The organism is Pseudomonas sp. MWU12-2020 (assembly GCF_023100605.1).
Classification (GTDB): Bacteria; Pseudomonadota; Gammaproteobacteria; order Pseudomonadales; family Pseudomonadaceae; genus Aquipseudomonas; species Aquipseudomonas fluorescens_H.
This window is the reverse complement of sequence record NZ_JALMEX010000007.1, coordinates 218,764-230,081: the sequence shown is the minus strand read 5'-3', so window position 1 is coordinate 230,081 and position 11,318 is coordinate 218,764. Positions and strand designations below refer to the sequence as shown.

The window sequence follows — 11,318 nt, the reverse complement described above, 5'->3', positions numbered from 1 at the left end:
TTGTCATGAAATTAGCCATTGTCACGGCCTGCCCGAACGGCATGGTCACCAGTGTGCTGTGCGCCCGCCTGCTCGATGCAGCGGCCCAGCGTCAGGGCTGGAGCACCAGCGTTGAAGTGGTCGATGCGGCGCACCCCGAGCGCGAATTGTCGGCCGCCACCATTGAGGCGGCGGAGTGGGTGTTGCTGGTGGTCACCGGTGACATCGACATGCGCCGTTTCGTCGGCAAGCGCGTGTTCCGCATCGCTCCGGCGCAAGCCCTGCAAGATGTCGAAGCGGTGTTGCGTCGAGGGGCTGAGGAGGCTGAAGTTTATGTCGCCAGCGATGCCGCCCCGGTTGCCGCTGCGCCACGTGCGCCGCGCATCGTCGCCATCACCGCGTGCCCGACCGGCGTCGCCCACACCTTCATGGCGGCCGAAGCGTTGCAGCAAACGGCCAAGCGTCTGGGCTATGAATTGCACGTCGAAACCCAAGGGTCGGTCGGCGCGAAAACCCCGCTCAGCGCGACGGCGATTGCCGAGGCTGACGTGGTGTTGCTGGCGGCGGACATCGAAGTCGCCACCGAGCGTTTTGCCGGCAAGAAAATCTACCGCTGCGGCACCGGGATTGCTTTGAAGCAGTCCGAAGCGACCCTGAAAAAAGCCCTCGCCGAAGCTCAGGTGGAGAGCGCCGCGAGTGACGGCAAGGCGCCGGCCAAGCAAGAGAAAACCGGGGTCTACAAACACCTGCTGACCGGTGTCTCGTTCATGCTGCCGATGGTGGTGGCCGGTGGTCTGATGATCGCCTTGTCGTTCGTGTTCGGCATCACCGCGTTCAAGGAAGAGGGCACGCTGGCGGCAGCGCTGATGCAGATCGGCGGTGAGACCGCGTTCAAGCTGATGGTGCCGCTGCTCGCCGGTTACATCGCCTACTCGATCGCCGACCGCCCTGGCCTGGCGCCGGGGATGATTGGTGGCTTGCTCGCCAGCACCTTGGGCGCAGGGTTCATTGGCGGGATCGTCGCCGGTTTCATCGCCGGTTATGCGGCCAAGGCCATCAGTCGCTATGTGGCGTTGCCGCAAAGTCTTGAAGCGCTGAAACCGATTCTGATCATTCCGTTGTTCGCCAGCCTGTTCACCGGGCTGGTGATGATCTACGTGGTCGGTAAACCGGTTGCCGGCATGCTGGCGGCGCTGACGCATTTCCTCGACAGCATGGGCACCACCAACGCGATTCTGCTCGGGGTGTTGCTCGGCGGCATGATGTGCGTCGACCTCGGCGGACCGATCAACAAAGCCGCGTATGCGTTCTCGGTGGGGCTGCTGGCGTCGCAGAGTTATGCACCGATGGCCGCGACCATGGCCGCCGGCATGGTGCCGCCAATCGGGCTGGGCATCGCCACCTTCATCGCCCGCCGCAAGTTCGCCCAGACCGAGCGCGAGGCCGGTAAAGCGGCGCTGGTGCTGGGGCTGTGCTTCATCTCCGAAGGGGCGATTCCGTTTGCCGCGAAAGACCCGCTGCGAGTGATTCCGGCGAGCATCGCCGGTGGTGCGTTGACTGGCGCGTTGTCGATGTACTTCGGCTGCAAACTGATGGCGCCGCACGGTGGCTTGTTTGTGCTGGCGATCCCGAATGCGATCAATCATGCGTTGCTGTATCTGTTGGCGATTGTCGCGGGGAGTTTGTTGACGGCGGTTGTCTATGCGACGGTCAAGCGTCCGGAAGCCGCGGAACTGGCGGTCGAGCCCGTCAACGCCTGACACTGCAACACCCCTGTGGGAGCGGGCTTGCTCGCGAAGGCGTCGTGTCAGTCGATATTTCTTTAACTGACACACCGCTTTCGCGAGCAAGCCCGCTCCCACAATGGTTAGTGTTGTCATGCCGGATTCATCATCGCGTGCTTAAGTTTTCCTTTTTTCAGGGAGAACAGCATGAGCGATTTCAACCTCGGGCGCCGTCGGGTCATGCAAGTGGTCGGCGCCGGGCTGCTGATGCCCGGGCTGGCGCCGGCAGTGATCGCGTCGGTCAAGGATCGGCCACAACTCACCGACGGCGTGCAGTCCGGCGACCTGCAGGGCGACCGCGCGATGATCTGGAGCCGCAGCGACCGCCCGGCGCGGATGGTGGTCGAGTGGGACACTCGCAGCCAGTTTCGCCACCCACGGCGGCTGGTCTCGGCACTGGCCGATGCGCGCACCGACTTCACCGCCCGGGTCGAACTCACCGGGCTGCCCGCCGATCAGGCGATTTTCTATCGGGTGTATTTCAAGGACGCACAAACCGGCGTCGCCAGCGAGCCGTGGCTCGGCCACCTGCGCAGCGCACCGACGGCGCGGCGCAATATTCGTTTTGTGTGGAGCGGTGACACCGTCGGCCAAGGCTTCGGCATCAACCCGGACATCGGCGGCATGCGCATCTACGAATCCATGCGTCTGCGCTTGCCGGACTTTTTTATCCACAGCGGCGACACCATCTACGCCGACGGCCCGGTGCCGGCGCAACTGACCACCGAAGGCGGGCGGATCTGGCGCAACCTCACCACCGAAGCCAAGAGCAAAGTCGCGCAGACCCTCGACGATTATCGCGGCAACTATCGCTACAACCTGATGGACGAAAACATCCGCCGCTTCAACGCCGAAGTCCCGCAGATCTGGCAGTGGGACGACCACGAAGTGGTCAATAACTGGTCGCCGGGCAAGCAGCTCGACGAGCGCTATCAGGAAAAAGATATCCACACCCTGGTCGGCCGTGCGCGCAAGGCCTGGCTGGAATATTCGCCGATGCGTTTGCAGGCGGCCGATGGCGGTGGACGGATCTATCGCAAGCTCAGCTACGGGCCGATGCTCGACGTGTTCGTGCTCGACATGCGCAGTTATCGCGGGGCCAACGACGACAATCTCGGCGCGGCGAAACCGTTTCTGGGGCGTGAGCAGCTGGATTGGCTCAAGCGCGGCTTGAAGCACTCCAAGGCGCAGTGGAAGGTGATCGCCGCCGACATGCCGATCGGCCTCGGTGTGCCCGACGGTGAAGTCAGCCCGGGCGTGGCGCGCTGGGAGGCGGTGGCCAACGGCGATCCCGGCCCGGCTCAGGGGCGGGAGCTGGAAGTCGCCGAGTTGCTGGGTTTCCTGCGTGCGCAACAGGTGCGCAATTTCGTGTTTCTGACCGCCGATGTGCATTACTGCGCGGCGCATCACTATCACCCGGAGCGCGCGGCGTTTCAGGATTTCGAGCCGTTCTGGGAGTTTGTCGCCGGGCCGCTGAATGCCGGGAGCTTCGGGCCTAATCCGCTGGACAAGACCTTCGGCCCGGAAGTGGTATTCCAGAAGGCACCGCCGACGCAGAACGCTTCACCATTTGCCGGGTTTCAGTTCTTTGGCGAGGTGAATATCGAAGGGCAGAGCGGGGAGATGAGTGTGGTATTGCGGGATTTGAATGGGGTGGCGGTGTTTGAGCAGAAGCTGCAGCCCGTCTAGACGCTGCGGAACCTGTGGGAGCGGGCTTGCTCGCGAAGACGGTGTGTCAGCGAAGTTGATATCGACTGGCACGCTGCCTTCGCGAGCAAGCCCGCTCCCACAGGGGAATGATGGGTGTCAGTACACGTCGCGGCGGTAACGGCCCTGTTCGATCAGGCGCTCGACTTCGGCTGCACCCAACACGTCGTTGAGCACTTGATCGACGCCAGAGGCCATACCCTGCAGGCTGCCGCAGATGTAGATCACCGCACCGTCAGCCAGCCACTTTTTCAGCTCGTCAGCGGATTCGCGCAGGCGATCCTGGACGTAAATCTTTTGCGCCTGATCCCGTGAAAACGCCAGGTCCAGGCGCGCCAGATCGCCATTGATCAGCCACTCTTCCAGCTCCGCCCGGCAGAGGAAATCATGCTCGCGATTGCGCTCGCCAAACAGCAGCCAGTGGCGCTGCTGACCGTCGGCGATGCGCGCCTTGAGCAGGCTGCGCAGCCCGGCGAGGCCGGTGCCGTTGCCCAGCAGAATCATCGGCAGCGGTTCATTCGGCAGATGGAACCCGCTGTTGCGCCGCACGCGCAGGCTGATGCTGCCGCCAACCGGCGCATGCTCGGTCAGCCAGCCGGAAGCGATGCCCAGGCTGCCATCGGCGTGTTGTTCCTGACGCACGATCAGTTCCAGCACGCCGTCGGCGGCAATCGAGGCGATCGAGTATTCGCGCATCGCCAGCGGCACCATCGCATCCACCAGCGCCTGCGCATGCAGGCCGACCAGATGCGCACGATGTTCCGGCAACTGGCGGCTGGCGAGGGCGACTTCCAGCGGTTCTTCGAGGCCGTTGATCTTCACGGGTGTTTCGCCACGAATGCCGAGGCCGTCGAGGAAGTGCTCGATCGCCCACGCACAGTTGCGCGGCAGCACTTCCACCAGATCGCCGGCCAGCCAGCTGCTGGTGCTCGGCGCCTTCAGGCCCAACAGGTACACCGGCGAACCGCTGCTGTCCGGGTTCATCAGTTCGCGGCGCAGCAGTGTCCAGTTGTCGTAGCTCGGCGCTTGCCAGGTGTCGACCGGCGCTTGTCCGGTGATCAGGCCGAGTTGAGTCTGCCAGTGACGCAGGGCGTACGGATCGCCGTTGTCGACTTCGACCGGGGCGAACAGGGTCTTGCCGCCGTGTTCGCCGAGCCACTGATGCAGGCGTCGGGCGAAGCCGCAGAAGTGCGCGTACTGACGGTCGCCGAGTCCCAGCACCGCGTAGTTCAGGCCATCGATGTGCGCGGCGTTGCGCAGCACTTTGCGCTCGAAACCGCGCGCGCTGTCCGGTGCTTCGCCGTCGCCGAAGGTGCTGACCACGAACAGCGCGTGGTTCGATTCGCGCAGATCCTCTGCGCTGACATTCGCCAGCGGCTGCACCTTCACCGGCAACCCGGCGGCTTGCAGTTGCCCGGCGGTCTGCCAGGCCAGTTGTTCGGCAAAACCACTTTGGCTGGCAAAACCGATCAGCCATCCAGAGGCATTGCCGGTTGGTTGTTCAAGACCTTTGCGCGCGTCCTGAATCTGCTTTTTCTTGCGTCGGCGATCCAGATACAGCAGCCAGCCAGTGATGAAAAACAGCGGCATGCACACGGCGGCGAGGGTGATGATGATACGTCCGACGAGGCCGAAATAGCTGCCGACGTGCAGCGCGTAAATGCTGGTCAACAGCTGCGCCTTGAAGCTCTTGTCGGCGTAGCGATCAACGCGTTTGACGATGCCGGTGGCCGGGTCGAGGGTGATCTGGTTCAGCGCGCGATCATGCGGCGAGCTGTCGAGCAGATAGAACACGGTCGCCGGTTGCCCGGCCACTGGCGGCATGCGGATGTTGTAGGCCGACAAACCCGGGCCCGCGGCGCTGTAGATGCTGCTCCACATTGCCGCGTAATCGGCGGTCGGAGCCGGACCTTCCGGCGCCGGGCCGCGACCACCGCGCACGCGCTCGTTTTGCGGCGCGTCGGAAAGCAGTTTGGTCAGGCCCTTGTTGTACCACTCGTAGGACCACGACAACCCGGTCAAGGCCAGCAGCAGATACACCAGCAAACACCAGGTGCCGGCCACCGAGTGCAGGTCCCAGTTGAAGCTGCGGCCCTTTTTCTTCCAGTCGAGGGTCAGCCACACGCGCCAGCTGTTCCACTGTCGCGGCCAGCGCAGGTACAGCCCGGACAGGCAGAAGAACAACAGGATCAGGGTGCAGGCGCCGGTGATGTTGCGTCCAGTATCGCCCATGGCGAGGAAACGGTGCAGTTGCAGCATCAGGCCGAAGAAGTCCTGGCCCACCGCGTCGCCCATGAACTCGCCGGTGTAGGGATCGAAGTAGCGCATCTCGCCACGGCGTTCGCCTTTGGGCGGGGTGAAGTAGACGCGCGCCGCGTTGCCGCTGTCGGTCTCGACCCAGAGCATCCCGACTTTCTTGCCGGAGTTCGCTTCGATGTGCTCCACCAACTCGACCGGAGGCAGGACGCCAGCGACCTGTTTTTCCACCTGCAACACCGACGGGTTCAGCGCCCGCAGGATTTCGTCCTGGAACGAATAGGCGGCACCGGTAATGCCCATCAGGGCCAGCACCAGCCCGGCAGTGATGCCGAAAAACCAGTGCAACTGGAACAGGGTTTTCTTCAACACGTCGCTCGCCTTGTCCGTTCGAAAAATTGTCATCACGGCGCGCATTATGCCGTGGGTTGTCGAGAAGCGTTCTTCATTACGCACAAAGGCCCCGTTCAATGGAATGAACGGGGCCATGATCTTGTGGCGCATACCTTTGCAGGAGTGAGCCTGCTCGCGATAGCGGTGGATCAGTCAATCCATTCGCTGGCAGACACGACCTCATCGCGAGCAGGCGCACTCCTACAGGTTCTCCCACATTTACAGCGTTGGTCAGAAGTGGAAGTTGGCACTCAGCAATGCTGTCCGACCCGCCGCCACGTGGGCGTAGTGGGTCTGGAACACCTGGTCGAAATAACGCTTGTCGGTCAGGTTCTGCACGTTGAGTTGCAGGTCGACGTTCTTGGTCAGGGCATAGCTGGCCATGGCGTCGTAGCGCCAGTAGGACGGGATCTCCACCGAGTTGGCGACGTTGCCGAACTGCGAGTCGACGAAGGTGGCGCCGCCGCCAATGGTCAGTTTTTCCGGGATCAGGTCATAGGTCGACCACAGCGTGAAGTTGTTTCGCGGTGTGCTCGGCATGTGGTTGCCTTTGTCGGCGGCGAGCGTGGTCTTGACCACTTCGCTGTCCATGTAGGTGTAGCCGCCGAAGACTTTCCAGTTGCGTGTCAGCTTGCCGCTGTAGGTCAGTTCCAGACCATTGACGACCTGCTCGCCGTCGAGCACCTGGGTGGTGGCGCCGTCCGGATCGTCGATGCGTGCGTTGGTTTTCTCGGTGCGGAACAGCGCAGCGGTCAGCGACAGGTCGTCACCGAAGAAGTCCCACTTGGTGCCGATCTCGTAGTTGCGGTTTTTTTCCGGGTCCAGGTCGCTGTTGTTCGCCGCCAGTTCCAGGCTGCCGTTGCCGCTGGTTTCGCCGGCCGGGTTGCTGGAGGTGGAGTAGGCCGCGTAGACACTGCCATTAGGCAGCGGGTTGTAGACCACGCCGATCTGGTAGTTGAGCAGGTCGCTGGTGTTCTCGCGGGAGAAGTTGCCCGCCACCGCGCCGCGACCGCCGGTGCTGTAACCGCTGGATTCGGTCTGATAGTTGTCGTAGCGCAGGCCCAGGTTCAACGACCATTGCTCGTTGAACTTCAGGGTGTCGAACACGTAGGCCGCTGCGGTTTTGGTGTCGGTATCGGTGTATGCGGCACTGTCAGTGATTTTGCCCGCCCAATTATCCCCAGGGGTGGGCTTGTACAGGTTGGTGCAGTCGCCGGAGCGGAACAGCGCAGCGTTGCACGTGGTGCCGCTGGCGGACGAGGTCAGGACGTACGGCCGGTTGTGGGTGTCCTGATAGGAGAACTCCAGCCCGGTGACCAGACTGTGTTCGATGCCGGCCGTGTTGAATTTGGCGCTCAGGTCGGTCTGGTTGACCCAGCCGCTGGACGTCGAGTTGCGGCTCTTGGCGCCACGATAGACGCTGCCATTGGCCACGTTACCCTTGCTGTCGTCCGGGTTGCTGACGATGTAGTCCAAGGTCGAGCGCGACATGCGGAAGCTGTTGGAGACGGTCAGGTCATCGTTCAGGTCGTGTTCGATCTTGAAGGTGCCGCTGTCGTCGCTGGTCTGGCGATAGTCACGGCTGGTGAGGCCGTAGAAGTTGTCGCGGTTGACGTTGGCCGGTTTGTCGACGTGGTATTTGCTGCGATTCGAACTGGAGGTCAGCGGGATGCCGTAGTCCGGAATGTCGTCGGTTTCGTTGTGATAGTAACCGACGATTACCCGGGTATCGGTACCCAGGCCGAACGAGAAGGTCGGCGCCACGCCCCAGCGGCTGACGTCCACGCCATCACGTCCGGCAACGTTGGCTTCATGCTTCATCAGGTTCAGGCGGAAGGCCGAGGTGTCGGTCATCTGCTGGTTCAGGTCGAGCGTGGTGCGTTTGGTCTGGTCTGAACCCCAGGTGAAACCACCGTTGTAGAAACTGCCCAGTTTGGCGGTCTTGCTCACCAGGTTCAGGCTGCCACCGGTGGAGCCGGCGCCGGTGAAGGCCGAGCCTGGGCCCTTGCTGACTTCGACCGATTCCACGTCGAAGATTTCGCGACTTTGCGAGGCCGGGTCGCGCATGCCGTCGATGAACACGTCGCTTTCGGCATTGAAGCCACGAATGATTGGGCGGTCACCGGCCGGGTTGCCGCCTTCGCCGGCACCGAAGGTGATGCCGGGCGTCGTACGCAGCGCGTCGACCAGGCTGGTGGCGCCGGTGTCACGGATAACCTGCTGCGGGATGACGGTCACGCTTTTTGGCGTTTCGCGCAGCGGTGCAGTGTATTTCTTCGATTGCGATGCATCGGTTTTGTAGGAGGTGTCCTGCTGCTCGCCAACAACGCTGGTGGCATCCAGTGCAATCGCATTGCCAGAGGCTTTTTCATCGGTTAGCTGGGCTGCAAATACCATGTGCCCAGCGGAACCGGCAGTAATGGCGACACCAATGGCCGACGCCAGCAGACGTGGTGAACTGACCGGCAATTGTGCGTGTTGACGTGACATTTTTATTCCCCTCCCCAAGGATTTGAGGCGGCGGAATATAGGGTAAACAGGTATTCGTATCAATTGCGAAATATTGTTATTCGCGACGAATTTACATTCTTTACAGTTTGACCTTACGGTTTTTGCCGATTCATTCGTCACACGGGTTTTACACGGTCAATAAGAATCAATACCATTGGCACCCCTTTGCCATCAGGTACGTTCGTCATGCTGCTGCACATTCCCGGCCTGTTCGCCAAAGACGAAGTGCAGCGCATCCGCGAGGCGCTGGAGCAGGCTGACTGGGCCGATGGCAAGATCACCGCCGGTTATCAGTCGGCCAAGGCCAAGCACAATCTGCAACTGCCTGAAGGTCATCCACTGGCCAAGGAAGTCGGTGCGGCGATGCTCGAACGGCTGTGGAAAAACCCACTGTTCATGTCTGCCGCGCTGCCGCACAAAGTATTCCCGCCGTTACTCAACTGCTACACGGCGGGCGGCAGTTTCGATTTTCACATCGACAACGCTGTACGCCAGCCCAAGGGCAGCATCGAACGGGTGCGCACCGATCTCTCGGCCACGCTGTTTTTCAGCGAGCCCGAGGACTACGACGGTGGCGAGCTGGAGATCCAGGACACCTTCGGTACCCAGCGGGTGAAACTGCCCGCCGGCGACATGGTGCTGTACCCCGGCACCAGCCTGCACAAGGTCAATGCCGTCACGCGCGGTACGCGTTATGCGTCGTTCTTCTGGACGCAAAGTCTGGTACGCGAAGACAGCCAGCGCGCCTTGCTGTTCGAGATGGACGGGGCGATCCAGCAACTGACTCAAGACATGCCCGATCACCCGTCGCTGATCCGCCTCACCGGCACCTATCACAATCTGCTGCGGCGCTGGGTAGAGGTATGAGTTTTCAACTGCGGCGCGAGGAAGTGCTCGACGGTGCACAGCTCAGCGCCATGCTCGAAGAAAGTCCGGCCCGTGCCGCGCAGGCGATTCTGCTCGCGGCCGGTCAGGGCATTGTCGAAGCGCAGGCACTGCTCGGGCAGATCCTGCTCGACGGCCGTGGCATCGCTCAGGATCAACCGTTGGCGCTACGCTGGTTTGCTATCGCTGCCGGCCAGGGGCATTTAATGGCGCGCAACATGCTCGGTCGCTGCCATGAACATGGCTGGGGCTGTGCGGTGGATGCGGCGAGTGCCGCGCAGCATTATCGAATGGCCGCGGATGCCGGCCTGGACTGGGCGATGTACAACCTGGCCAATCTGCTCGCGACCGGGCGTGGTGTGGCGGTGGATCATGCTCAGGCGCTGGCGCTGTATCAGCGTGCCGCCGAAGCCGGCCACGCCAAATCGATGAACCTGCTGGGACGTTATCTGGAAGAGGGCCAGGCCTGCCAGGCCGATCCGGCAGCAGCGCACGACTGGTATCGACGTTCGGCCGAGGCCGGGGATTTTCGTGGGCAGTTCAGTCATGCCGCGATCCTGGCGGAAGCAGGGCGCCTCGATGACGCATTGCAATGGCTTGAGAAAGCCCTGGTGATCGGCAACATGAAATTCTTACAGGTCAGCAGCGAGTCGCTGCTGACGTCCGCGCATCCGCAGATGCGCGCCATGGGCGAGGCGTACCGCCAGCGTTTGTCGGTCCTCGCTGGCGGAGCGCCTGCCCTTCATCAGGCGTGAAAGGCAGGCGCGATCAATCAGCCACGCAACCAGCGTCCCTGCAGCGGATACAGATAATTGCGCAGGGCCTGGCTGTGCTCGAGCACTCGCTCGCCGCGCAGCAGGATATTGTCGTTGGGTGAAGCAGTGACAGCACTGAGAAACGCTGACAGCGCTTCGGTCAATTTGCCGGTTTCGCTGACATAGGTTTGCCGGTGGGGCAGGACCTTCTGAGTGTCAGTCAACTGACGGCTCTTGTCATCGTTGTCCCGCAGCTGTTTGGCCAGCGAGGCCACACGCTCCTCGCGCTGGTCGAGGCGCGTCTGCAGGATCTGTCGCGCTCTGAGCAGGTCCTTGTATTTGATCAACTCGTTGCCTTCGTCAAGAAACTTGGTGGCGACGAGCAGTCCAGCTTCCAGCGCCAGGGCTTCGGGGCTTTTGGGTTTGCCGCTGAACATCGCCTTGAGTTGCTCGAACAGCGGTTTGATTCGGTCGATGACTGTCAGTTTTTCAAACTCCGCAATGGCCAGATTCAGAACCGCCTCATCGTCTTTCAATTGAGCCAGCGGGATTTTCTCGGCGATGTATTCACGGTCCAGATCGACTTTGGCGGTGGCCAGTTCCTCGAGTCGGAAACGGTTGTTGCTGATGGCGATGCTCTGCACACCGAATACACCGTTGTGCAGTGACAAGTGCAGCGTGGTCATTTGATCGATACACAGCCTGATCAATCCTGTAACAGCCTGCGAATAAAGCTTGCGTGCGTTTGCAGCCTGAGGGGTGGATTCAGCCTCGCCGAGGCTGGCCAGGGCCTGCAGGTTCTCGCTCAGTTCGTCTGTCTCCAGTACAGAGATTGCCGTGGTGATGGCGTTGGCAGCCACGAGATCCAGATCGCTGATGGCGGTATTCAAGCTGAGCAATTCATCGCTCAGGGCTTTGATGTACAGATTGGCGGAGCCGATGATCGCCTGGTAACGAATCGCCTCGCGGCTTTCGTTAAGGCGGCCAAGATCGGGCAGGGCGTAAGCAATGGTTGTCATGGGAAATTATTCTCGCTTGGATGGATGGC

7 protein-coding genes are annotated in these 11,318 nt (G+C 61.8%); 4 read left to right on the top strand and 3 right to left on the bottom strand.

Annotated features, from left to right (window positions below; genetic code table 11):
* Positions 1 to 5 precede the first annotated feature (5 nt).
* Both M0814_RS17995 and M0814_RS17990 read left to right on the top strand, forming a co-directional pair.
* Complete coding sequence (locus tag M0814_RS17995) at positions 6 to 1,739, top strand: PTS fructose-like transporter subunit IIB (RefSeq protein ID WP_003221576.1); 1,734 nt, start codon at positions 6 to 8, stop codon at positions 1,737 to 1,739.
* Positions 1,740 to 1,910: 171 nt separating this feature from the next.
* Entirely contained in the window at positions 1,911 to 3,452 is a 1,542-nt protein-coding gene (locus M0814_RS17990) for an alkaline phosphatase D family protein (protein ID WP_103486516.1), read from the top strand.
* A 117-nt stretch (positions 3,453 to 3,569) separates the two neighbouring features.
* On the opposite strand, the gene M0814_RS17985 is transcribed toward M0814_RS17990, so the two are convergent.
* Both M0814_RS17985 and M0814_RS17980 read right to left on the bottom strand, forming a co-directional pair.
* Entirely contained in the window at positions 3,570 to 6,098 is a 2,529-nt protein-coding gene (locus M0814_RS17985; RefSeq protein ID WP_103486525.1) for a sulfite reductase flavoprotein subunit alpha, read from the bottom strand.
* A gap of 252 nt (positions 6,099 to 6,350) precedes the next feature.
* Positions 6,351 to 8,609 (bottom strand): TonB-dependent siderophore receptor, encoded by a 2,259-nt coding sequence (locus tag M0814_RS17980; protein ID WP_103486517.1) that lies wholly within the window; start codon positions 8,607 to 8,609, stop codon positions 6,351 to 6,353.
* A gap of 207 nt (positions 8,610 to 8,816) precedes the next feature.
* Between M0814_RS17980 and M0814_RS17975 the strand changes: the two genes are divergently transcribed.
* Both M0814_RS17975 and M0814_RS17970 read left to right on the top strand, forming a co-directional pair.
* Entirely contained in the window at positions 8,817 to 9,497 is a 681-nt protein-coding gene (locus M0814_RS17975) for a Fe2+-dependent dioxygenase (protein WP_103486518.1), read from the top strand.
* A complete protein-coding gene (locus M0814_RS17970; protein WP_103486519.1) occupies positions 9,494 to 10,270 on the top strand; it encodes a tetratricopeptide repeat protein in 777 nt (258 codons plus the stop codon). Before M0814_RS17975 ends, M0814_RS17970 begins: the two co-directional genes overlap by 4 nt.
* Positions 10,271 to 10,287: 17 nt before the next feature.
* On the opposite strand, the gene M0814_RS17965 is transcribed toward M0814_RS17970, so the two are convergent.
* The gene (locus tag M0814_RS17965; RefSeq protein WP_103486520.1) at positions 10,288 to 11,289 is read right to left on the bottom strand and encodes an alpha-xenorhabdolysin family binary toxin subunit B; all 1,002 of its coding nucleotides are present in this window, start codon (positions 11,287 to 11,289) and stop codon (positions 10,288 to 10,290) included.
* Positions 11,290 to 11,318 lie beyond the last annotated feature (29 nt).

Excerpts from the sequence above, each read along its gene's own strand:
- M0814_RS17995 (WP_003221576.1), top strand. The coding sequence starts at position 6 with ATGAAATTAGCCATTGTCACGGCCTGCCCGAACGGCATGGTCACCAGT.
- M0814_RS17990 (WP_103486516.1), top strand. The coding sequence starts at position 1,911 with ATGAGCGATTTCAACCTCGGGCGCCGTCGGGTCATGCAAGTGGTCGGC.
- M0814_RS17980 (WP_103486517.1), bottom strand. The coding sequence starts at position 8,609 with ATGTCACGTCAACACGCACAATTGCCGGTCAGTTCACCACGTCTGCTG.
- M0814_RS17975 (WP_103486518.1), top strand. The coding sequence starts at position 8,817 with ATGCTGCTGCACATTCCCGGCCTGTTCGCCAAAGACGAAGTGCAGCGC.
- M0814_RS17970 (WP_103486519.1), top strand. The coding sequence starts at position 9,494 with ATGAGTTTTCAACTGCGGCGCGAGGAAGTGCTCGACGGTGCACAGCTC.
- M0814_RS17965 (WP_103486520.1), bottom strand. The coding sequence starts at position 11,289 with ATGACAACCATTGCTTACGCCCTGCCCGATCTTGGCCGCCTTAACGAA.